Origin of the sequence: Breoghania sp. (assembly GCF_963674635.1) — a bacterium.
Lineage (GTDB): Bacteria > Pseudomonadota > Alphaproteobacteria > Rhizobiales > Stappiaceae > Breoghania.
Genome location: NZ_OY771475.1, coordinates 1,435,285 through 1,456,173, shown reverse-complemented (window position 1 = coordinate 1,456,173; position 20,889 = coordinate 1,435,285). Strand labels below are relative to the sequence as shown.

General features: G+C 63.0%; 21 protein-coding genes. 15 read left to right on the top strand and 6 right to left on the bottom strand.

What is annotated here, in order from left to right; genetic code table 11:
* Positions 1-46: 46 nt before the first annotated feature.
* Positions 47-2,254: a type II secretion system secretin GspD gene (gene gspD, locus ABGM93_RS06545; RefSeq protein WP_321505773.1), complete on the bottom strand. Its 2,208-nt coding sequence runs from the start codon at positions 2,252-2,254 to the stop codon at positions 47-49.
* A gap of 274 nt (positions 2,255-2,528) precedes the next feature.
* Positions 2,529-3,410: a hypothetical protein gene (locus ABGM93_RS06540; RefSeq protein WP_321504538.1), complete on the bottom strand. Its 882-nt coding sequence runs from the start codon at positions 3,408-3,410 to the stop codon at positions 2,529-2,531.
* Positions 3,411-3,448: 38 nt separating this feature from the next.
* Here ABGM93_RS06540 and ABGM93_RS06535 point away from each other — a divergent pair, with 38 nt between their 5' ends.
* A complete protein-coding gene (locus ABGM93_RS06535; RefSeq protein ID WP_321504536.1) occupies positions 3,449-4,108 on the top strand; it encodes an A24 family peptidase in 660 nt (219 codons plus the stop codon).
* A gap of 50 nt (positions 4,109-4,158) precedes the next feature.
* Positions 4,159-4,629, top strand: a complete 471-nt coding sequence (gene gspG / locus ABGM93_RS06530; protein ID WP_319774061.1) for a type II secretion system major pseudopilin GspG — start codon at positions 4,159-4,161, stop codon at positions 4,627-4,629.
* A gap of 26 nt (positions 4,630-4,655) precedes the next feature.
* Here gspG and ABGM93_RS06525 read toward each other — a convergent pair whose 3' ends face one another.
* The 4 genes from ABGM93_RS06525 to ABGM93_RS06510 are packed head-to-tail and all read right to left on the bottom strand — an operon-like array spanning position 4,656 to position 8,541.
* On the bottom strand, positions 4,656-5,246 hold the full coding sequence (locus ABGM93_RS06525; RefSeq protein ID WP_321504533.1) for a prepilin-type N-terminal cleavage/methylation domain-containing protein: 591 nt from the start codon (positions 5,244-5,246) through the stop codon (positions 4,656-4,658).
* Positions 5,243-5,653: a type II secretion system protein gene (locus tag ABGM93_RS06520; protein WP_321504530.1), complete on the bottom strand. Its 411-nt coding sequence runs from the start codon at positions 5,651-5,653 to the stop codon at positions 5,243-5,245. The genes ABGM93_RS06525 and ABGM93_RS06520 overlap by 4 nt, the downstream gene beginning before the upstream one ends.
* A gap of 2 nt (positions 5,654-5,655) precedes the next feature.
* Entirely contained in the window at positions 5,656-6,861 is a 1,206-nt protein-coding gene (locus ABGM93_RS06515; protein WP_321504528.1) for a type II secretion system F family protein, read from the bottom strand.
* Positions 6,862-6,879: 18 nt separating this feature from the next.
* The gene (locus tag ABGM93_RS06510) at positions 6,880-8,541 is read right to left on the bottom strand and encodes a GspE/PulE family protein (protein ID WP_321504526.1); all 1,662 of its coding nucleotides are present in this window, start codon (positions 8,539-8,541) and stop codon (positions 6,880-6,882) included.
* A gap of 167 nt (positions 8,542-8,708) precedes the next feature.
* Between ABGM93_RS06510 and ABGM93_RS06505 the strand changes: the two genes are divergently transcribed.
* From ABGM93_RS06505 to ABGM93_RS06445, 13 genes are all read left to right on the top strand, one after another.
* Positions 8,709-9,797, top strand: a complete 1,089-nt coding sequence (locus tag ABGM93_RS06505; RefSeq protein WP_321504524.1) for a PilN domain-containing protein — start codon at positions 8,709-8,711, stop codon at positions 9,795-9,797.
* A 1-nt stretch (position 9,798) separates the two neighbouring features.
* Complete coding sequence (gene gspM / locus ABGM93_RS06500; RefSeq protein WP_321504522.1) at positions 9,799-10,365, top strand: type II secretion system protein GspM; 567 nt, start codon at positions 9,799-9,801, stop codon at positions 10,363-10,365.
* Positions 10,362-10,892, top strand: a complete 531-nt coding sequence (locus ABGM93_RS06495; RefSeq protein WP_321504516.1) for a hypothetical protein — start codon at positions 10,362-10,364, stop codon at positions 10,890-10,892. The genes gspM and ABGM93_RS06495 overlap by 4 nt, the downstream gene beginning before the upstream one ends.
* Before the next feature lie 89 nt (positions 10,893-10,981).
* Positions 10,982-11,899 carry a LysR family transcriptional regulator gene (locus ABGM93_RS06490; protein ID WP_321504514.1) on the top strand — a complete coding sequence of 306 codons (918 nt, stop codon included), beginning with the start codon at positions 10,982-10,984 and terminating at the stop codon, positions 11,897-11,899.
* Between the two features lie 365 nt (positions 11,900-12,264).
* A complete protein-coding gene (locus ABGM93_RS06485) occupies positions 12,265-13,251 on the top strand; it encodes a 2-oxoglutarate and iron-dependent oxygenase domain-containing protein (protein WP_321504512.1) in 987 nt (328 codons plus the stop codon).
* 11 nt (positions 13,252-13,262) lie between these two features.
* Complete coding sequence (locus tag ABGM93_RS06480) at positions 13,263-14,075, top strand: alpha/beta fold hydrolase (RefSeq protein ID WP_321504511.1); 813 nt, start codon at positions 13,263-13,265, stop codon at positions 14,073-14,075.
* A complete protein-coding gene (locus ABGM93_RS06475) occupies positions 14,075-15,067 on the top strand; it encodes an ABC transporter substrate-binding protein (protein ID WP_321504510.1) in 993 nt (330 codons plus the stop codon). The genes ABGM93_RS06480 and ABGM93_RS06475 overlap by 1 nt, the downstream gene beginning before the upstream one ends.
* A 123-nt stretch (positions 15,068-15,190) precedes the next feature.
* Positions 15,191-15,976, top strand: a complete 786-nt coding sequence (locus ABGM93_RS06470; RefSeq protein ID WP_319774049.1) for an ABC transporter ATP-binding protein — start codon at positions 15,191-15,193, stop codon at positions 15,974-15,976.
* A 54-nt stretch (positions 15,977-16,030) separates the two neighbouring features.
* On the top strand, positions 16,031-16,765 hold the full coding sequence (locus tag ABGM93_RS06465; protein ID WP_321505771.1) for an ABC transporter permease: 735 nt from the start codon (positions 16,031-16,033) through the stop codon (positions 16,763-16,765).
* 7 nt (positions 16,766-16,772) lie between these two features.
* Entirely contained in the window at positions 16,773-17,273 is a 501-nt protein-coding gene (locus ABGM93_RS06460; protein ID WP_321504504.1) for a nucleoside deaminase, read from the top strand.
* Position 17,274: 1 nt separating this feature from the next.
* The gene (locus ABGM93_RS06455; RefSeq protein ID WP_321504499.1) at positions 17,275-18,009 is read left to right on the top strand and encodes an FAD binding domain-containing protein; all 735 of its coding nucleotides are present in this window, start codon (positions 17,275-17,277) and stop codon (positions 18,007-18,009) included.
* Positions 18,006-20,204 (top strand): xanthine dehydrogenase family protein molybdopterin-binding subunit, encoded by a 2,199-nt coding sequence (locus ABGM93_RS06450; protein ID WP_321504497.1) that lies wholly within the window; start codon positions 18,006-18,008, stop codon positions 20,202-20,204. The genes ABGM93_RS06455 and ABGM93_RS06450 overlap by 4 nt, the downstream gene beginning before the upstream one ends.
* Positions 20,205-20,418: 214 nt before the next feature.
* Positions 20,419-20,865 carry a 2Fe-2S iron-sulfur cluster-binding protein gene (locus ABGM93_RS06445; RefSeq protein WP_321504493.1) on the top strand — a complete coding sequence of 149 codons (447 nt, stop codon included), beginning with the start codon at positions 20,419-20,421 and terminating at the stop codon, positions 20,863-20,865.
* Positions 20,866-20,889 lie beyond the last annotated feature (24 nt).

Sequence of the window (20,889 nt, the reverse complement as noted above, 5' to 3'; positions counted from 1 at the left end):
CGTGAGCGACGGCTCCCGGTGCCCGTAAGGCGGCAGTCTGGCGCTGCTAGCGCGCCAGCCGGTTCAGCTTGTCGTGAAGGTTGCTGCGCGGTGTGTTGCCCAGCGCATGCAGACCGCCAAGTTGCTTGCGGAACTCGTCTGTCACGTCGTTGGCTTCCTGGAAGTCGCGCACCACATGGGGCGTGATCAGGATAAGGAGTTCCGTGCGGGTCTTGGTGTCCTGCTTGTGGCGGAAGAGGTTGCCCACCACCGGCACATCGCCCAGCACCGGCACCTGAGATTTGGTGACCGAATCCCGTTGCTGGATCAGGCCGCCAAGTGCAAGGCTGTCGCCATCCTTGACCACCACCGTCGTGTTGACCTTGCGCTGGCGGATCGTCGGACTGTCGATGCCGGAGGTGGTGGTTGGCACCACGTCAGAGACTTCCTGTTCGATATCGAGAATGACGCGCCCGCTGTCATTCACGCGCGGCACGACGGTCAGGATGATGCCGGTATCCTTCAGCTCGATGGTGTTCACGACCGTATTGATACTGGTTGTGTCGACGGCCTGTTGTGTGGCGATGGGCACCTGATCGCCGATGCGCAGAACGGCCTTGCGATTGTCCAGCACCATCAGGTTGGGGGAGGAGATGACGTTGACATCGGTGATCGCGTTGAGCGCGTTGAGCGCCACGGCGGCACTGCCGCCGGAAAATAGGAACGAGAAACCGGGAAAGACCGAACCGACCGCGCCGTTCGAGGCATCGCTCAGCGAAAAACTGTAGTTGCCGCTTTCAAAGAACCACCGAAGACCGAATTTCAGTTCATCCGTTAGTGTCACCTCGGCAATCGTCGCCTCCAGAAGAACCTGGTTTGGCAGGGAATCCAGCCGCTTCAGCATGTTCAGGATGGCGTTGTATTCATCCGGCGTCGCATAGATCAAAACGGCATTGTTGGCCTCGTCCGCCACGACGCGAATACCGTCTTCCGACTGCGCGCCGGACCCGGAAAGCCCGGAGGTCGTGAATGTGGCAGGCATGGCTGCGGCTGAATTGACAAGGCCTTGGCCAACCGTTGAGCCGGAACCGGTCGCAGTGCCGGTGGTCGGTGAAGACCCGGTACCGCTGAGCGTTGCGGCCCGCGCGGCAGCGGCCGTCTCGAAGGCGGAGCCGACCCGCGAGGGATTGGTCGTTTCGCCGTTTCTGTTCGCCTTGGCTTTGGGATCGACAAGAATATTGGCCAGAAGTGTCGCCAACTCGTTGGCGGCGCGGTTCTGGATGGAATAGACGAAAAGCTGACGCTTCGTTCCGCCCGCGATGCGGTCCAGCCGCGACACCCATTGCTCCGCCTTTTGCAGATAGCGCGGGCGCGACGAGATCACGAGAATGGAATTGAGCCGCGTGTTGGGCACGAACCGCACCACGCCCTTCAGCGCGCCGCCGTCCTCGGTGGCGAAGATCGTATCGAGTTCGGTGACAATCGAATCCGGATCGGCGTTCTTCACCGGCAGGAGCGCGAAGGACATGCCCTTCATCTGGTCGATGTCGAACAGGGAAATGGCGTCAAGGGCGGTCGCGATCTCGCGCGGATTGCCGCCGAGGATCAGGATGTTGCGGCGCTCGTCCACGTGCAGGATCTTGTCGGCGCCGATGATCGGCTGAAGCAGGCGCTGCATCTCCCGCGCGGAGACAAATTCCAGCGGCACCACTCTGGCCGAAAGGCCGATGCCGCGCGTCCGGTCGCCTCCCGGTGCGGGATTGTTGACCGCCAGCACACCCGGGTCGGAAGCCGGCACGATGCGCACCAGATCTCCATCCCCGACGATGGCCGCACCGGAGAACCGCAAGAGCGCATCGAAGGTGTCGAGCATGGCGCTCTTGGCGATGGCGTTCGTGGTCTGGATCGTGACCGTGCCCTTCACGCGCGGGTCGATCACGTAATTGCGGGCGAGAATGTCGGAAACGATCACCTTGGCCGCGGATTCGATGCTCGCATTGACGAGGCTGAGATGAACCCGGTCCTGATCGGTGATCGTGTAAGGCGCGCTCGCGCTGGCGCCGACGAATTGCGCGGTGCCGGGATAGAGTTGTGCCTTGGGCGAATAGGCGCGCGCGGCGCTTCGTGCGGGGACGTTGCCAGGCAGGTGGGATCGGGAAAAGCCGCTGGGCGTGATGTCACGCGAGGCGGGACCCTCGGCAAGATCGGACATGGTTTCCGTACAACCGGCCAACGCGACCAGCGCCAAGAGCCCGGTCATGAACCCGGCAAGCACGCGCAAGAGCCTGTGCCTTGTCCGATTGCCTGGTTCCAAATCCGATTACTCCCCCATACGCGTCTTGCACCACAGCAGTCCGCACCGGCAAGGGATAGGCTTTTCATGGAGGCCTGCGATGTCAAACAGACCTTATCCACATGGCATCAACAAGAAATGTCTCGCTCCCTCAGATGAACGACAAAATCTGCGCAAAATGACGTGGAAGCGGGAGGTCGAGACATTGTGGGATTCCGCAGGGCAGGAGGCAGAGCCACTTCCTTTGGCGAGCCTTTTACGAGCTGGTACAGGACGGTGATTCTTGTTCCGCAAGACTATTCAGCCAGTCGGCATAAGCCGGGGGCACGGTGGCGTTGCGAACGAGGCGACCGTTCCACTTCAAGATGTCATGTGGGGGATTCGACCCGGGCCGAATACGCGCTGTGGTTTCAACGAGATAACCGCTGCCGCGCGCAGAACGGGCCAGCACGGAAATTTCAAAGTCGCGCCGGGTGGCTTGTGCTGAATAGACCGTTTCTGCTGCCAGGCCCGCCTGTGAAAGGCGGGTGCGCAAGGCGGGGCGGGCGGAACCTTGGTGAAGTGCGGAAAGGCGGCTGCTCACGGTGATGTCGGGTTGCAACGTGCCGTAGAGCTCCGGGCTCACGCCCGGTAGCTGCGCGAGTTCCTCAACCAGTTTGAAGCCGTTCGTCTGGCGGCGCGCCAGGATCGCTCTCACCAACCGGCTTGCATTGTCCGCATCCGTCTGTTCGGCGAGCAGGGCCCCCAGCAAACCATCGGTAGCGGTGTTAAGGTCCACTCGCCCGGCCACGTCCTGCATGGCGATCACGAGAACGGTCTCGGCGTCGAGGCGACAGGTGAACGGTGTGCCGTTGACGGGGCTGCGGGCCGCGATCTCCTCGTCCATCGCGGCATGTCCGAGAAGCCGCGCAACGGCGATCGCAACACCGGCTTCGGCGGCCCGTTGAACGCGCGCGCTTTGAACTTCGCGGGCAATGCGCGCAGTGCGGTTCTGGACCACGCTCGCAAATCCCGCCAGAATGGTTGCCAGCAGCGTGAGGCTCAAGAGCACGGTCACGATGGAAAAGCCGCGCTTTGCCGACCTGCCGTGGCTCGAGGCTGGAAACAGACTTTTCAGCAGGGTTTTGAGGCGTTTCATCAGCTCAGGCAGGCCCAGGGGTCCAAGACGCATCCATCATGGCAATTCAGCGCCGCACTGTCATATCAGAGACCACACCGGCAGGACATCGCCAAGGCTTGACCGGCAAGGCGGCTGTCATGGCGGCTTCCGGGGCGGCTGCCAGGGCACGGCGCTGGCGCATTGCCCTGCGGTTTGTATTGATACTGGCGGCAATAGCGGCGCTCGGTTGGGCGATAAGGGGCGGATATCCGCCCACCGCCATGGCCGCCGGGGGCGTCCTGGCCGGGTTCCTGTGCTGGGTGGCGGCGCTGGATGCGCATGATTTCATCGTGCCAGATACGGCAAGTCTCGGCCTCATCCCGCTAGGGCTTGGCGCGACGTGGCTGCTTGACCCCGCGTCTCTAATGACGCATGCGGTAGCCGCGGTGGCAGGAGGCGGGCTCCTGTTGGCGGTGGCCGTGATCTACAGGCGTTTTCGCGGCCGTGAGGGGCTGGGGCTCGGCGATATCAAGCTGTTTGCGGCTGCCGGGGCCTGGCTCGGGCCTGAGGGAGTGCCGGGCGCACTGTTGCTCGGATCGCTTGCGGCAATTGCCGTTCTGCTCATGCGCCGGGTGCGCGGGGGGCGGCGTCATCTGCGGCGTCGCATCGCCTTTGCGCCCTTTCTGGCGATTGGCATCTGGACGGTCTGGGTTTTTGGGCCGATTACTTTCGGCTAGATGAGGTGGGTCTGCGGCCTCAGGCCTCGGGACGGGAAGTTGAGGAAAGTATGTCGGATAGGGGCAAGGCGCGGGATGAGGCGCGCCGGAAAAGACGGTTTTACCGCGGCAGGGCTTCGCGCCGCGGGTTCTCGCTGTTGGAAGTGTTGGTGGTTCTCGCCATCATCGCGCTTGTCGCCGGTGTCGTTGGCCCGCGTGCGATCAACTATTTCTCCCGTGCCAAGACCAAAACCGCCGCTCTCCAGATCAAGGAGATCGAAAGCTCGCTGGAGCTTTATTTCCTCGATACGGGCCGCTATCCGGGCGAGGATGTTGGGCTTGCCGCTCTTGTCAGTGCACCGCCGGCTGAGACCCGCTGGAACGGTCCCTATCTGAAGCAGGCATCCGCGCTGATGGATCCGTGGAACCGGCCCTACCGCTACCGCTATCCCGGTCAGCGGTCCGAATTCGATGTCTTCACGCTGGGGCGCGACGGATCGGAAGGTGGCTCTGGCGAGGATCAGGATGTGGGGAACTGGTAGCTCCGGCGAGCGGACAACACCTCGCGCTACTGGACCTTCGGGCGCACGATCACCGTCGTGTTTTGTGCGGCCTCACCCTTTGCGCCGGCTTTGAAGGAAAGCGAAATCTCGATTCGCTCGGGCAGGTGGGGCTGGTCGCTCCATTCGTCTTGCCACCGCGCACGGTCCTGATCGAGCAGGCGCCCATGGTAACGCACGGAGATCGCATCCAGCCCCTTGAGGAGCTTGCGCTCAGATGTGTTTGCAGGGCCGGGAAAGTCGGGTGTTAGACCGACGATTATGAAATCGGTTCGCGGCATGTGGGAAAAGGTGATCCGCCAGGGTTGATCTGCGGCGTACCCCGGCGCGGATCGCAGCACGATGAGCGAAAATCCGTCCGGCTGGCCGTTGAAAGCCGTCTGACTGTTGCTTGTGCGCGGGAAGATGCGGGCCTGGGAGAGGCTGTCTCGGATAAAGGCGATTTCGCTGAGCCGCTGGCCGTTATCCGAGATCGCGTTTGTCCGCTCCCACACACGGTTGCCGAAGGCGAGCGATCCGGCAATGAAGCTCGCAATCACCGACAGCAGTGCCATCGCGATCAGGAGCTCCATCACGGCAAAGCCCGCCTGTCGCCTCATTGGCCGCTCCTCTCGCGTTCTACCCGCAAGGTGGAAAGCTGCATGACAGGGCGGGTCTGCGCCGTGTCCTCATTGCGATAGGCTGCAATCTCGACGCGAAAGAGCGCAACCTGACCGCCGTATTGCCCGATGGCGCGAACCCGTCGGATCGTGCGAACGCGCTGATAGCCCGTACCGAGTGCCGCCACATCCGAGCCTGGGCGCAAGGCCGGGCCGCTGAGTGTTGCGTCCAGTTCAGATTGCAACGCCTCCAACACGTCGCGCACAGCGTCCGCACGCGCAAGATTTGTTGCGCTGGTACCGGTGAGCCGGTAAGCGGCGGCCAGCATCACCGCGAGGATGGCGAAGGCCACCAGCGTTTCCAGAAGGATGAAACCGCGGCGCCGGGCTTTGCATCGTGCTCCCATGATCAGAACGCCAGATCGTTGACGCTGAGCACTGCGTCCATGATGACCAGTATGAAGCTGCCGACGCCAAGACCGATGGCGAGTGTCAGGATGGGCGGCACGAGCTGAAAGATGATCTGGATCTGGCGCCCGGCTTCCGCTTCCAGCACCTTGCCCGCATGATCGAGCATATCGGGCAGGGTGCCCGTTTCCTCTCCGATGCGTACCATGCGACGCGCAATCATCGGGATATGCGGGGCGGCATCTAGCATGCTCGCAAGGCGCTCGCCGTTTCGAAGTGCGGCAATGGCGTGTCCGATCGTGTGACGATAGCTGCGCGAGGCAAGCGTCCCTCTGGTCGTCTCAAGCGCGTGTTCCAGCGAGACGCCGTTTCGAAGCATCGTTCCAAGCGTGCGTGCGAAACGTGCGATCTCGATATTGGCCTTCAGATTGCCGATGAGCGGCAGCGCGAAGAGCGCTTTTTCAACCGCACCGCCCACGGCCTCTGTTCGAAGCGCGCGATAGAGGAGCAGCCCGCTTGCCGCCAGCCCGACAAGCAGGATCATCCAGTAATCCGCTATGAAAGCCTTGGCGGCTGTGATGAAGGAGATGATCGCCGGTGTTTCCTGTCCGGCATTTTCAAAAAGCGGCGCAACGGCGGGCACCAGAACCGTGGCGATCACCATCACCACGGCAAGGGAGGTCAGGAACAGGATGGAGGGGTAAAGCAGGCCTGAGCGGATCCGCGAGCGCGTTTCCTGTTCGCGCTCCAGATGGCCCGCCAGTTCTCCAAGAACGGAGGCCAGCGCACCGGAGCGCTCACCCGCCAGGATGAGGCTTTGATAGGCCGGAGGCGCAAGGCCGGGAACCCGCTCAAGCGCATCGGAAAGATCCGCGCCATTGAGGATCGCCTCATGCACCTTGGCAAGGGCTGTGCGCGGGCGCGCACGTTTTTCGCTGTCGCGCGCAATCGCCACCGCATCAATGACGGGAACATGGGAGGCGGTGAGGCTCGCCATCATGCGGGTGAAGCGTGCGAGCAGCTTTGCGTCGCGCGTACGCGCCGCAGCCTTTGCCGCATCGCGCGGCGCCGCGCCGGGGGCGATTTCCACCGGCACCAGACCGCGTTCGCGCAACTGGGAAAAGGCCACCGTTTCCGAAGCCGCGTCGAGATGGCCGGAAACAAGTGCGCCGTTTGCGGAATAGGCTTTGTAAGCGAATTCGGCCATGCCGTCCTGCCCGATCCCCTAGATGCTGCGCCCGGTGATGCTCAAGACTTCCTCCAGCGAGGTGCGTCCCTCGCGCGCGAGCCGCAAACCGTCATCCACCAACCGGAAATTCCCGGCCTGACGTGCCGCGTCGCCGATGGCCTCCTCACCGTGGCCAGCCAGAATATGCTCGCGCACTTGCGCATCTATGGGCACCAGTTCGCAAATGACCTTGCGCCCCGAATAGCCCGTGCCCCGGCAGGCGGCGCAGCCAACGGGTTGGCGATAGTGCGCCGAACGCCCCGCCGCTTCATCGGCCTGGCGAATGGTGGGGGGAACGAGCGCCGCATCGAGTGGTTTCGAACAGGTCGGGCAGAGGATGCGTACCAGGCGTTGGGAGAGAACGGCGCGTACGCAGGCCGCCACGAGATAGGCGGGGGTGCCCATTTCAATGAGCCGGGTGATGGCGGCGGCCGCATTGTTGGTGTGGAGGGTGGATAGAACGAGATGGCCCGTCAGCGAGGCGCGGATGGCGATCTCGGCGGTCTCCAGATCCCGGATTTCGCCGATCATCACGATATCCGGGTCCTGCCGCAGGATGGAGCGCAACGCATTGGCGAAATCGAGCCCGATATCGGATTGCACCTGAACCTGATTGATGCCGGGAAGGCGGATTTCGACCGGATCTTCAACGGAGATGAGTTTCTTGTCGCGCGCATTGAGTTGCCGCAGCGCGGTGTAAAGCGTCGTGGTCTTGCCGGAGCCGGTGGGCCCGGTGACAAGAAAGACCCCGTTTGGGTTGGTGAGAATGTCGGAGAGCGTGTCACGCAACTGGTCGGTGAAGCCGAGGGTCTTCCAGTCGAGGCCGGTTTCGTCGCGCCGCAGAAGACGGATGACGGTGCTTTCGCCGTGCATGGTGGGCAGGGTGGAGATACGCAGGTCCGTGTCGCGTCCGCGGATCGTCACCGTCACGCGGCCATCCTGCGGCAGGCGGCGCTCGGTAATATCCATGCGCGCCATGATCTTCACGCGTGAGACGACCGCCGCGCGCCGCTCATTGTCAACGGTTTCCAGATCATGCAGATGCCCGTCTATCCTCAGGCGAACCAGAAGCCCATGCGTGTCGGGTTCCAGATGAACGTCCGATGCTCCGCGTTCCAGCGCTTGCGACAGGATCGCGTTGACGTGCTGGATCACCGGGCCTTCATTGGCGAGCGCACGAAGATGCTCCACGTCCGATTGGCTAACGGCTGCACCCGACGGCGCGCGCATGTCGGCTTCCACGGCAACCGGCTCATAGAGCGCCTTCAGCAGATCGGCGATTTCCTTGCGACTGGCGGCAACCGGCTGGATTTCGGCGTCCAGCAGATACCCGATGGCCGAAATTGCCTCTCTGTCGAGCGGATCGGCCATGGCGACTTCGAGCCGCCCCGTCTCATGGGAAAGCGGCACGACGGAATTCGCCGCCAGGAAGCTCAGGGGAAGCAGGTCTTCCAGCACCGGGGCCGATGGTGTCATATTCGACTGGAACCGGGGAATATTCAGCCACTGGGCCCAAAAATGCGCGAGATCCGCATCGCCCAGGAGACCGAGTTCGGTCAGAACCGTGTCGAAGCGGGCGGAGGTTTGGGCTTGCGCGCGGCGCGCGCGTTCCACTGCGGCACCATCAAGGATCTTCATTTCCAGCAAAGCTGCCGACATGGTATCTACGAGCTTCGCTTGGCTTGGTCCGACCTGATTCAATTGTGAAAAGCTCCGATATCGGTTCTGGCTGGAAGTATCGATCCTTCTGCCAGTTCGGCAGCGGGCCGGATTGCCCAACGAGATTCGGATTTTCCGTTGGATGCCACCAATAGAACATAACGTGCATGGCCAGACTAACTGACAATTCTTCTCTGCCATGGCTTCAAGATGGCGTGCTCGCATTCTGGTCCTGGTGGCGAGGGGAACTGAGCGCCAGCTTCGCGCCGCTGCTGCGTCTGGCGCGCCTGCGCAAGACGTCCGGTCCGCGCGTCCGGCTCTCCCGCACCCGCGGCGGGGATGCCGCAAATGGCACAGGGCTTGCCGCAACGCTTGATGCGGAAAGCTGGCAGGCGCTTGCCAAGGCCCTGGCAAACACGCGCCACCGCGCGCAGCCGCTGGTGCTCGAACTGGCATCGGACCTTGTTCTCGTCCGAAAGCAGACCTATCCCGCAGGGGCGCTTTCCAAGCTCGATGATATCGTGGCGCTCGATATCGAGCAGTCCACGCCGTTTTCCGGTGCGAGTGCTGTTTGGCGCTGGCAGGTGACGGGGCGGGCGGACAGACAGGTCGAGGTGGAGACCGTCATCTTGCGCCGCGATCTGGTGCTTCAGATCCTGTCGCTTGCCTCCGCGAACGGGCTGGGAGTGGGCGAGATCACCTATCGCGGCATGGAGAGTGGGCGCGTACTGGAACTGATGCGGCTGGAAACGCCTCACGACCAGTTCCGTCGTCGCTGGCGGCGGCTCAATGCCGGGCTGGCTGTCGTCGTCTTGCTTCTGGCAGCCGGGCTTGCGGGGCTTTCCTACTGGCAGCGGGAGGTGGCCCTTGAGGGGGCAAACGCACGGCTTGAAGAACTGAAGAGCCGTGCCATTCGTCTGCGTCGGGCCCAGGCCGATGCGGTGGCGGAATATGACGCGAGTGTCGCGTTGTTGCGCGAAAAGGCAACGACCCCGCAGGTCAATGCGGTTTGGAATGCACTCTCCGCCTCACTGCCGGATACGGTGTTTCTGAGTTCACTGGAGATCAGCGCGGACAAAGGCCGGATCGCAGGCTTCGCGCGCTCGGCCGCGCCATTGATCGCGCGGCTTGAGGAACTGGACGAGGTTGCCGACGTCACCTTCGCCTCGCCGGTGATGATCAACCCCGATGATCGGCTGGAGCGCTTCGACATCACCTTCGCACTTGAGGCAACTGGTGGGGCGGACAATGACTGACATGCCCGCAACCCTTCGCCACGCCGCAAGCCGCATGGCCGCGCTCGCTCTGTTGGCGCTGGTGCTGTGGTTTGTCGCCACGGGGGTGATCCTTCCTGCATATCAACGTTATTCGGAAGTGGGCCGCGAGATCGATGATGTGCGTCATCAGCTTGGTCGGGTGGAAGCGATCCTTGCCTCGGCGAATGCCTCCGCGCCCGAAGTCGCTGCCGATGCGGCTGGGCAGGGCTGGCGTGGACAGAGCCGGTCGATCGTCGCCGCGCAGGTGCAGGAGTTCCTGCAAGCGCGCGCAAGGGCCTACAATGTCACCGTGATCAGCGTCTCGCCAATGAACCCGCGCAGTATCCAGCCCTTCGAAGCGCTGGGATTGCGTGTGGAATGCGAAGGTGAGATCGCTGCGATCCGCGATCTGATCGGCGCAATCGAAAACGCCGAGCCCTATCTCTTCATTCTGGGGGCCGACCTTCGGCGCCAGCAGATCTTTGGTCAGCCCAGAGCGGATCAGAAACTGCCGTTGGCCGCCCGCCTCGATATCTATGCGCCCTATGCCTTGCAGGAGGGATCATGACCACCCGCCTGCCGTCCTTCTTGATGACGCTGTTGCTTCTATCGCTCGCGGGCGTTCTCGCATTGGCGCTTGTCGCGCGTTTGAGCCAACCGGTCGACATTTCGCCCATCCGGGCCGATCTCCGCGATACCTCTGCTTCGGACCTGTTGCCTACCGACATGCCCGAATGGCAGGGGCGGGATGCCTCCAGCCTCACCGCAATCATCGAGGCTCCGCTTTTCATTGAGGGGCGGCGGATGCCCAGTGATATCAGCGAGAAAGAGCTTGCCGCCGCGCCGGAACCAGAGCCTGCGCCGTCTTTCCTGGTGGACGAGCCTGATGTCGTCCTCAGGGGGGTTCTGATCACCACAAACGAGACCAAGGCGCTTCTGTCCGCGCGGGGCTCGGGGGCGGAGAACTGGGTGACCACGGGCGATGAAATTGGTGACTGGACGGTGGCTGAAATCGTCGCAGATCACGTAATCCTGCGCCATCAGGATCAGGAGCGGCGTCTGGATCTGCATAAGGACGCTCAAGACGGACTGTAGGGCTGGATTTCGTCTCGGTATTTTGCTTTTCCAACGCACCGACATCCCGGCTACTCTGGATGTCCTCACTTTCCGGTCCCGGACGTGCCATGCGTATCCATTCCAGCGCCCTGCAATATTTCGACGCCGTCAGGCGAGCGGGCTCCATTCGCGAAGCCGCCCGCAGGCTCAATGTGGCTTCCTCCGCCGTCAACCGTCAGGTCCTGAAGCTTGAGGCGGAAATCGGTACGCCCCTTTTTGATCGCACCCCCTCTGGTGTGACCCTGACTACGGCGGGCGAAATCCTCGCACACCATGTCATCGTCGTGTTGCAGGACCTCGACCGCACCAGCGCGGAAATCGAAGCTTTGAAGGGCGCCCGTGTGGGGCACGTGGAAATCGCCGCCGTTGAGAGCGTGTGTTCCTCGCTTCTGCCTGTGGTTCTCGGGCGCTTGCGCGAACGCGCGCCGCGCGTGACGGCGGAAGTGAAGATGATGGGCTCCGGCTCCATCCCCGAAGCACTCGAAACGGGCATGGCCGATGTGGGATTCGCGTTCGACCTTCCGCGCTATCCCGATCTCAGGCAGGTCTATGTCGCAAGCTTCAAGCTTGGCGCGATCATGGCCTCCGATCATCCGCTGGCTGGGCGCGAGAAGCTCAGCTTCGCCGCTTGCAGCGACTATCCGTTGGTAATGGCTGCCCGCGATCTCTCCATCAACCAGTTGCTCGCTCCCGTCATGCGGCAGGCAAATCGGCAGGTGGACCCGGTCATGCGCACCAACTCCATCGAGCTGATGCACCAGCTCGTGCGAACCGGTGAGGCCATTGCCTTCCAGACCCCGATCGGGTTGGAAACCATGATCGAATCCGGTGCGCTCGTTCATGTGCCCCTGAATGGGCCCATTTTGAGCGATCTCGGCGTCTATGTGAGGGCCGGAAGGTCGCTTCCCGCGCCCGTCGACCTGTTCCTTCAGCTGCTGACTGCAGAATTGCAGGAACGCCAAAGGAACGAGCAGAGCGACCCGTGATGCGCCTCAGTCTATGAACCCCCGCATCCATGCCGGGGCAGAAGAGATGTTCCCGGGGCCCCCTAGCGGCAGGGAATGAGGCGCTTTCACCGATATGCGGTGCAATTGGAATGTGGAAGGTATTCCAGCTCGATAGCAGGAAAGCCGCCTCGAAACGCCAAGGTTTGCACACCGGGTTCTTTTCTTCGGCGAAAACGTATCTCCCATTTCAGAAGAGACGGACCGCTTTTGCTTCCATATTAGGCATGTTGTGCAAGGTTGATATGCGATGCCGAAATGGCATCTCCCCTGGCGAAAGATAATTCTATTTGGCATCACCTGCGACATAATAACCTTCCCTGGAGATCGCATTCCGGGGACGAAAAATGTCTGCACAAGCCGCCCTTTCTGCCCGTCAGCTTGATACCGCCGCTTTGCCGGTCATCGATGTTTCTGACCTTTCTTCCTCAGATCCGGCGCGGCGCAAGGCTGTGGGGGAGGCGCTTCGCACTGCCTGTCTCGACAAGGGCTTCTTCTACTGCGCGGGGCACGGCGTCCCGCAGGGCCTGATCGACGCCATGTTCGCGGAGACCAAGGCTCTCTTCGACCAGCCGCTTGAGCGCAAGATGGCGATCGAGAAATCGAAATCCGGCTGCAATCGTGGTTATGAGGTGCTGGGGGGGCAGACGCTGGAAGCCGATGCCCCGCCCGACCGCAAGGAAGGCTTCTATATCGGTGTCGAGCTGCCTGAGGATGATCCGCGGATTCAGGAAGGGCGGTTCAATCGTGGTGCGAACCAGTGGCCGGGCGACCTGCCGGGCTTCCGGCCCACCATGGTCGCCTATTTCGCGGCCCTTCAGGAGCTTGGCGAACGGTTGATGCGCGGTCTGGCTCTGTCGCTGGATCTCGACGAGAACCATTTCGCTCCCTATTGCCGCGATCCTCTGACGACGCTCCGCCTGTTGCACTATCCGCCCCAGCGTCCCGACGCAGAGGAGGGCGAGAAGGGGGCTGGTGCTCACACGGACTTCGGTGGCCTGACCGTCCTGATGCAGGACGATGTCGGAGGCCTTCAGGTCTATGACAACGATGCGGAAAGCTGGATCCATGCCAATCCGATCCCAGGCACCTTTGTCTGCAATCTCGGAGACATGATCCAGCGCTGGACCAACGGGAAATACCGTTCCAACCTCCACCGTGTGGTGAATGCCTCAGGCCGCGAACGCTATTCGATCCCGTTCTTTCATGTCGGCAATCCCGATTACGAGGTCGCCTGCATTTCAACCTGCCTCGATGAAGGCGAAGTCCCGGACTATCCGCCGATCCGCGTGGAGGATCACCTCAAGGCCATGTACGCCAAGACCTACAAGTGAGGCGAAACGGCATGGCGAGCGATCCCATCCTACTCATTCATGGTGCCTGGCAGGGAAGCTGGGTCTGGGATGCCTTCGCGCCGCTGCTGGAGGCGGAGGGCTTCTCCGTGCACGCTCTCGATCTGCCCGGAAACGGCAATGGCGATGTCGATCCGCGCGACGTCACGCTCGCTCTCTATCTTCGATATCTTGATGGCGTTCTGGAGGCCATCGGTCGCCCGGTTACCCTGGTGGCCCACTCCGGCGGTGGATTGGTCGCGACCGCGCTCGCCGAACGCCATGCCGATCAGGTCGCCCGCATCATCTATATCGCGGGAATGATGCTGCCGTCGGATTGGTCCTTCGCCGATGTGCAGCGCGAGGTCGATGGTGAAAGCGCCTTGCCATCGGGCGTCACAAGCGAACTGTCATGGTCGGCGGACCGTCAGGTCTCCACCGTGCCGCGCGCCGCTGCTACCGCGATCCTCTTCAGCGATTGTGCGCCGGATCTGGCCGCAGCCGGAGCCGCCCGTCTGACGCCGCAGGGGGAGGGTGGGCGCGCCATCCGCGTGACCACGACACCGGGCCGTTTCGGGCGTGTGCCCCGCATCTATGTCGAGGCGACCGAGGACCGCTCGGTTCTCCTCAAGGTTCAGCGCCGCATGCAGCAGCTCGTGCCCGGCGCGACCGTGATTTCGCTGCCGACCGGCCACGCCCCCCATGTCAGTGCCCCCCATCTGCTCGCAGAAGCTCTTCTGCCCTTTCTGCGGGAAGAGGGCGCCGACACGCCGGACGACATTGCAACGACAAGAAAGCCGATACCCCTTACAGACGGAGCCTCCTGATGAAAACTCGCCTCATGAAGTCCTTCCTTGCTTCCGCCGCTTTCCTCGCGGCTTCCGTGGGCGTCGCAAGCGCTGCCGATGCCGTCAAGTTCATGATCGACTGGCTGCCTGCCGGCGACAAGGCCGCGATCTATTACGGCGTGGAGAAGGGCATCTTCGCCGAAGCCGATCTCGACGTGAGCGTGCTGGTCGGTCGGGGCTCGTCCGATGTGGTGACCAAGCTCTCCACCGGGGCGGCCGATGTTGGTTCCGGCGGTCTGTCCGCACTGCTTCAAGCGGTCGCGACGGAAAAGGCCCCGGCCAAGGGGATCCTTTCCGTCTACACCAAGCAGCCCGATGCCATCTTCACCACCACCTACAGTGGCATCGAGAAACTCGCCGATGTGTCTGGCAAGAAGATCGCCACCGCGACGTTCTCTTCCTCCAACGTCGTGTGGCCGCTGGTGCTGGAAGCCAATGGCATCGATCCGGCAAGCGTTCAGGTTGTGAAGGTCGATCCTGGCGCTCTCGCCCCGATGCTGGCCACCGGTCAGGTGGATGCGACCATCAACTGGATGACGGTCGCCCCGGCCTTTGCCGGGCCGCTGGGTGAGGCGGGCAAGACCTTCAAGTCGCTACCCTGGTCGGAATACGGCTTTGACGGTTACGGCCTGTCGATCTTCGCCTCCGACACGATGATCAAGGACCGCCCGGAAGTTCTCAAGCGCTTCGCCGCGGCCTATCAGAAGGCCACGTCCATGGCCATTGAGGACCCGGAAGGCGCTGCTGCCGCTCTGAAGGCCATGGTGCCGGAAATCGACGAAGCGACTGCCGTGGAACAGTGGAAAGCGTCCATTCCGCTGATGGTCAACGAGATTTCCGAAAAGAATGGCGCGGGCACCTTCGAGACGGAACTCCTGAAGGCCACCTGGAGCTGGGTTGCCAAGTCGCAGGGCATGGAGATGGGGGCCCTCGATCCGGAGACTGTCATCGACCGCAGCTTTGCTGATTAGGAAAAAGCGCACTGAATTTTCCCCGGCTTTCCTTGCCCGGGAGGGGGCGCCGGTGGGCGGCTTCGTCCGCCCGCCGGCACATCGAAACTCCGCGAAACGTCTCTCTTTTGTCAGGTATCAGGCATGGCGGCCAAATTCCCGGTCATCCGGTTTTCCAATGTCGAACAGGTCTTCACCGGAAATGACGGGCGTCCGATCCACGCCCTGACCAAGCTGAACTTCGACATCGAGCGCCACGAATTCGTGTCTGTGCTCGGACCGTCGGGTTGTGGCAAGTCCACGCTTCTGCGCCTCGTATCAGGTCTCATTCACCCCAGCGAAGGGGCAGTGGAGATCTACGGCATGGAAGTGACCCAGCCGCGCGACGAGATCGGCATCGTCTTTCAGAAGCCGACCCTGCTTCCCTGGTTCAACGTGCTGAACAACGTCACCTTCCCGATGCGCCACAAGTATGGCCGGGTCATGCGCGAGGATATCGACCGCGCACATGAACTGCTGAAGTTGGTGGGCCTCGGCGATTTCGCCGAAAAGCGCATCGACGAGCTTTCCGGCGGCATGCAGCAGCGCGTCGCCATCGCCCGCGCCTTGCTGCTCGATCCCGACATTCTCTTGATGGACGAGCCTTTCTCGGCTCTCGACGCCCTGACGCGCGATGAGATGAGCTTTGAGCTTCTTCGCATCTGGTCTGAGCGGCCGAAGACGGTCTTATTCATCACCCATTCCATTCCCGAGGCGCTGCTGCTATCGGACCGCATCATCGTCATGTCGGAGCGCCCCGGCACGGTGCGAGAGGTCATCGACGTGCCCTTTGCCCGTCCGCGCACCATGGACACGCTCTCCGACCCCGCCTTCACCGAACTTGCCAATCACATCCGTGGAGAACTCTTCTCCAAGCCGGTCGCGGCCTGAAGGAGACAGAGCCCCGTGAAAAACGTTCTACGTCTCGCTGACCGTTTCGCCCCGCTGCTGGCCGTCGTCTTCGTGCTCGCCACCTGGCAGGCGGCGACCGTCGCCTTCAAGATCCCGTCCTTCCTGCTGCCGTCGCCCTCGCGCATCGTTACAGATGGCTTCAAGGTGGAATGGTTCATCTGGGCAAACCACATCTGGGCCACGTTCCGCGTCGCCGTCATGGGCTATGCGCTGGCCATCGCGGTTGCCATCCCGCTGGCGATCGGTCTGGCTATGTCGCGGCTATTGTCGCGCACGCTTTACCCGATGCTGGTGGTGATCCAGTCCACGCCCGTGGTGGCCGTTGCGCCGATCATTGTGGTCACGCTTGGTTCCGGTGATCTGCCGAAGGTGGTGATCACCTTCCTGATCACCTTCTTCCCGATTGTCGTCTCCACCACGACCGGCCTGCTCGCCACGCCCGAGGAGCTGATCGAGCTGTCGCGCTCTCTGAGGGCAGGGCGGTCGAGCGAGATCTTCCATATCCGGCTGCCCTTCGCGCTGCCGTTCCTCTTCTCCGCGCTGAAGATCTCCACGACGCTTGCCGTCATCGGCGCGGTGGTGGCGGAATTTGTGGCGGCCGAAAACGGCCTCGGGTTCTTCATCGCCTTCTCCACCTCCTTCTTCAAGATCCCGCAGGCCTTCTCCGGGCTGGTCATTCTGGTGATGCTGTCGCTGGCGCTCTTCCGCCTCGTCGGCTTCATCCAGAAGCGCTTCGCCCCCTGGTCGCTGCCGAAATCCGAAAGGTAAGTCATCAATGCCGGTATTCGACGAGACCCGAGACGAAGAACTGCTGCGCCGCTCCATCGCCATCGCCGATGAGGCCCGCAAGGGCGGCGATCATCCCTTCGGTTGCCTGCTTGCCGGGCCCGACGGCGAGGTTCTGATGGAACAGGGCAACGGCTATTCAGCCGAAGGCGGCGATCTGACGGCGCACGCCGAAAAGCTGCTGGCGAGCCGGGCTGCGAAGAAATGGAAGCCGGAGTTTCTGGCGTCCTGCACCATGTTCACCTCTGCCGAGCCCTGCGCCATGTGTTCCGGCGCGGTCTATTGGGCAGGCATCGGCCGCGTGGTCTATGGCCAGAGCGAACGATCGCTGAAGGAGATGACCGGCGGTCACCCGGAAAACCCGACGCTGGATCTGCCGTGCCGCACGGTCTTTGCTGCCGGGCAGCGCGATATCGTGGTGAAGGGCCCATTCCTGGCTGAGGAAGCTGCAAAGGTACAGGCCGACTTCTGGAAGGAGCGCGAGGGCTGACATGGTCTTTGCGCTCGCCCGGACCATTGACGAGGCGCTGGCCTTCAAGGAGGCGCTCGGCCCCGAAGCCATCTATGGCGGCGGCTTGACCGCGCTCCAATTGGGGTGGCCCGATGAGGTCCCCGGTGTGCCAGTGGTTGATGTCTCTGAAGCCGATTTCGGCCCGCTGAGCCAACCGATCGCTCCCGGCTACCTACGCCTTGCCGCCAATGCGCGGCTTGAGGCGCTGCGGCTCGATCCGCTCGTGGCCAAACGCCTGCCTGCGCTTCGCGATCTTCTGGGAACATTGGGATCCACCGGTGTGCGCAATCTCGCGACGCTCGGCGGCAATCTCGCATGGGGGCTTGGCGATACCGAGGTGCTTCTGGCAGCTCTCGGCGCAGATCTGATCTATGCGGACGGCCTGAAAAAGCCCGTCGACGCCGCACTACACGATGATGGCCTGCTCATCGCCGTTGAGGTCCACACCGCGCGTCACGCACCGCATTTTGTCGAGAAGCTCGGCCATCGCGAAGCCTTCTCGCCCGCGCGGGTGGTTGTTGCTGGATGTCTGAGGCCTGGCGGCTGGAAGGTCGCGGCCCGCATCGGCCCGACCTCGCTTCTTGTCGAGAGGCTTCAACACGCGGATGAGGTGGAAACGGTGTTCTCCCATGTTGAGGGCCCGGATCCGGCATTGCTGCGCATTGCGCGCAATCTCCTGTGTGGTCACATGACCCGGCTCGGAGACGCGCCATGAACATGCGTATCTCCGACAAGCTGACGGGCCGGTTCCGCTATCTCACCGACGAGGCACCTGCGGACACGCTCACCGGACTGGTGCTTCGAAGTCCGCACCCCCATGCGCGCATCCTGAGGCTCGACACAAGTGCGGCGGAGGCGACGTCGGGCGTTCATGCGGTGGTGACGATGGCGGATGCGCCAAAGGGCTTCCGCCATGGTCTTCGCCACAAGGACCAGCCACCTTTGGCCGATGGTGTGGTGCGCTATCGCGGCGAAGCGGTGGCGGCGATTGCCGCCGAAAGCATGGAAGTCGCCCGCGCCGCGTTGCAAGCCATTGAAGTCGATTACGCGGTGCTTCCGACTGTGAGCGATCCGACCAAGGCATTGGAGGAGGACACACCGGCGCTGCATGAAGGCGGCAACCTCTGCGCCTCGATGAGTTATGCCCATGGCGACGTGGAGGCGGTGCTTTCAGGGTCCGCGCATGTGGTGGACCTGAAGCTTCAGACGCCGCGCCAGATGCACGTGGCCCTTGAGCTTGAGGGCGGCATAGCCACGTCCGACGGTGAAAACCTGACGTTGCGCGCACCCGCGCATGATCCGCATAATGTACGCAGTGTTATCAGCGCCTTGACCGGAATTGATGACTCTCGGTGTCATGTCGTCGGCTCGCCCATCGGCGGCAGTTATGGCGGCAAGGAGGACCTTCACGTCCAGCCCATGCTCGCCCTTCTGGCGGTGAAGGCGAAGCGGCCTGTTCGGCTGGTCCTCAACAGACCGGAATCCGTGATGGTCGGCATGAAACGCCACCCCTTCACGATCTCGCTTCGGGCCGGTTGCGATGAGGCGGGCAGGCTGACGGGGCTCGATTTCAAGGCAATCGCCGACACCGGGGCCTATGCGAGCCACGGGCCGGAGGTGCTCGACACCGGCATGGAATGCGCGCCGGGGGCTTATGGCTGGCAGGCTGTGCGGCTCGACGGGCGGCTCGCCTATACGAACAATGGCATCGCGGGCGCGTTCCGCGGGTTCGGTGCGGTGCAAACCCAATGCGCGCTGGAACTCGCCATCGATATGCTGGCTGAAAAGGTGGGGCTCGATCCGGTGGCCTTCCGCAAGCTCAATCTGGCGGGCGCAACCGATCCCGGCCCGATGGGCCAGCCGATGGTGCCCATGCCGGAACTGGAACCGCTCGCAAGGTCGCTTGGTGAACTGCCGGAAACTCCCGACGACACCTGCAATCCCGACCGTTTCCTGACGGGCGTGGGCGTCGCGCTGATCCGCAAGGGTGAGGGCTTTGGTGGCGGTGGGCCGAACGGCGCACGCGGGAGCCTGTTGCTCGGAACCAATGGACGGATTTTTCTGGAAAGCTCGCTCACCGAAATGGGGCAGGGGCTGACGGCGGCTGCGCATGCTGCCCTGATCTCGACATTGAACGTGGCGCGCGACGATGTGAGCTTGCGCATCGGCGAGACGGGTGTCGGCGACAGCGGCCCGACATCCGCTTCGCGCGGTACGCAGATCGCCGTGCGGCTGGTGCGCAAGGGAGCCGGAGCGTTCCGTGCGGCCCTGTGCAAGGCGGCATCAAAGAAACTCGGCGGTGCGCCGGCCGATTATGACCTCGGCCCCGGCGGCCTCTATCGCAAGGCGGAGCGACGCAACCAGCCGGATATCGCCTTTGCCGATCTTGCGGGCGAGGGGGCAATCCGCGTCGAGATCGAGGTTCCGGCCATCGAGACCCATCTGGCGGGCCAGTCGGTCCATACGCTGTTCACGGCTTGTGCGGCACGCGCCAGCGTGCGCGTGGATCGCTGGACGGGGCGCATCAGCTGCACCGGGCTCGATATTCTGCCGGAATGCGGGCCGCCGCTGGTGCCTGCCGCTTTTGAAGGGCAGATGGCGGGCGGCGCAGCGCAGGCGCTGGGTTTTTGCCTTACGGAAGACCTTCCCGCCATTGACGGTGTCTTTCAGGCGCAGAACCTGGACGGCTATTTCATCCCCACCATCGCCGACATGCCGCCCGTTCGCGTTCATGCGCTGGATGATCTGGGTGAGGACGATCCTGTGGGCCTGCGCGGCGCGGGCGAAATCGGGCTCAATGCGGTGGCGCCCGCGATTGCCAATGCGGTCCGCGATGCGTTGGGCGTTGCCCCGGAAGCATTGCCGGTCGATCCGCTCTGGGTGCTCGATGTTCTGGAGGGGGCGGGATGACAGTGGGGTTTGTCGTCAGATCCGGCCGTGGAGCCGATCCTTCGAGACGCCTGCTGCGCAGGCTCCTCAGGGTGACGTTCCCGAGTTGTTGCATCACGAGGAACCAGCCACCCACACAACGTTATCCTGAGGAGCGCCCGAAGGGCGCGTCTCGAAGGATGGGCTCCACACGCATCCTCACTCTCACCAACCAGACAGGACACAAGGCACGGGTATGAAGCTCCATTTCACGCTCAACGGCGAACCGGTCGAATTGGAAGCGGAGCCTTTCACGCGTCTGGCCCCGATCCTTGCCGATGAACTGGGCGTCGCCAGCGTACGCACGCCCTGCGGCATCGGGCGGTGCGGGGCCTGCATGGTGCTTGTCGATGGCCGTCCCGTGAACGCCTGCCTGCTGGTTGCGGGCAAGGTGGAGGGGGCTGAGATCCTGACCGCCGAGGGCGTGGCAGACGCAGCCAAGCCGGTTATCGACGCGCTGGAACGCTACGGGGCCGTGCAATGCGGATATTGTGCACCGGGCCTCCTCGTCAGCCTCGCCGCCGCCCACAAGGGGACGGGCGACATGAAGGCGGAGGACGTGGAAGCGCTCCTGACCGGAAACCTCTGTCGCTGTTCCGGCTATGCGGGCCTTCGCAAGGCGATTGCCGACGTCTTCGCCTGATCCTCCCAAATCACTGAAGGCAAA

Excerpts from the sequence above, each read along its gene's own strand:
- ABGM93_RS06455 (WP_321504499.1), top strand. The coding sequence starts at position 17,275 with ATGGTCTTTGCGCTCGCCCGGACCATTGACGAGGCGCTGGCCTTCAAG.
- ABGM93_RS06470 (WP_319774049.1), top strand. The coding sequence starts at position 15,191 with ATGGCGGCCAAATTCCCGGTCATCCGGTTTTCCAATGTCGAACAGGTC.
- gspG (WP_319774061.1), top strand. The coding sequence starts at position 4,159 with ATGTCGGATAGGGGCAAGGCGCGGGATGAGGCGCGCCGGAAAAGACGG.
- ABGM93_RS06520 (WP_321504530.1), bottom strand. The coding sequence starts at position 5,653 with ATGGGAGCACGATGCAAAGCCCGGCGCCGCGGTTTCATCCTTCTGGAA.
- ABGM93_RS06505 (WP_321504524.1), top strand. The coding sequence starts at position 8,709 with ATGGCCAGACTAACTGACAATTCTTCTCTGCCATGGCTTCAAGATGGC.
- ABGM93_RS06480 (WP_321504511.1), top strand. The coding sequence starts at position 13,263 with ATGGCGAGCGATCCCATCCTACTCATTCATGGTGCCTGGCAGGGAAGC.
- ABGM93_RS06495 (WP_321504516.1), top strand. The coding sequence starts at position 10,362 with ATGACCACCCGCCTGCCGTCCTTCTTGATGACGCTGTTGCTTCTATCG.
- ABGM93_RS06445 (WP_321504493.1), top strand. The coding sequence starts at position 20,419 with ATGAAGCTCCATTTCACGCTCAACGGCGAACCGGTCGAATTGGAAGCG.
- ABGM93_RS06540 (WP_321504538.1), bottom strand. The coding sequence starts at position 3,410 with ATGAAACGCCTCAAAACCCTGCTGAAAAGTCTGTTTCCAGCCTCGAGC.
- ABGM93_RS06490 (WP_321504514.1), top strand. The coding sequence starts at position 10,982 with ATGCGTATCCATTCCAGCGCCCTGCAATATTTCGACGCCGTCAGGCGA.
- ABGM93_RS06515 (WP_321504528.1), bottom strand. The coding sequence starts at position 6,861 with ATGGCCGAATTCGCTTACAAAGCCTATTCCGCAAACGGCGCACTTGTT.
- ABGM93_RS06525 (WP_321504533.1), bottom strand. The coding sequence starts at position 5,246 with ATGAGGCGACAGGCGGGCTTTGCCGTGATGGAGCTCCTGATCGCGATG.
- ABGM93_RS06460 (WP_321504504.1), top strand. The coding sequence starts at position 16,773 with ATGCCGGTATTCGACGAGACCCGAGACGAAGAACTGCTGCGCCGCTCC.
- ABGM93_RS06535 (WP_321504536.1), top strand. The coding sequence starts at position 3,449 with ATGGCAATTCAGCGCCGCACTGTCATATCAGAGACCACACCGGCAGGA.
- ABGM93_RS06485 (WP_321504512.1), top strand. The coding sequence starts at position 12,265 with ATGTCTGCACAAGCCGCCCTTTCTGCCCGTCAGCTTGATACCGCCGCT.
- ABGM93_RS06510 (WP_321504526.1), bottom strand. The coding sequence starts at position 8,541 with ATGTCGGCAGCTTTGCTGGAAATGAAGATCCTTGATGGTGCCGCAGTG.
- gspM (WP_321504522.1), top strand. The coding sequence starts at position 9,799 with ATGCCCGCAACCCTTCGCCACGCCGCAAGCCGCATGGCCGCGCTCGCT.
- ABGM93_RS06475 (WP_321504510.1), top strand. The coding sequence starts at position 14,075 with ATGAAAACTCGCCTCATGAAGTCCTTCCTTGCTTCCGCCGCTTTCCTC.
- ABGM93_RS06450 (WP_321504497.1), top strand. The coding sequence starts at position 18,006 with ATGAACATGCGTATCTCCGACAAGCTGACGGGCCGGTTCCGCTATCTC.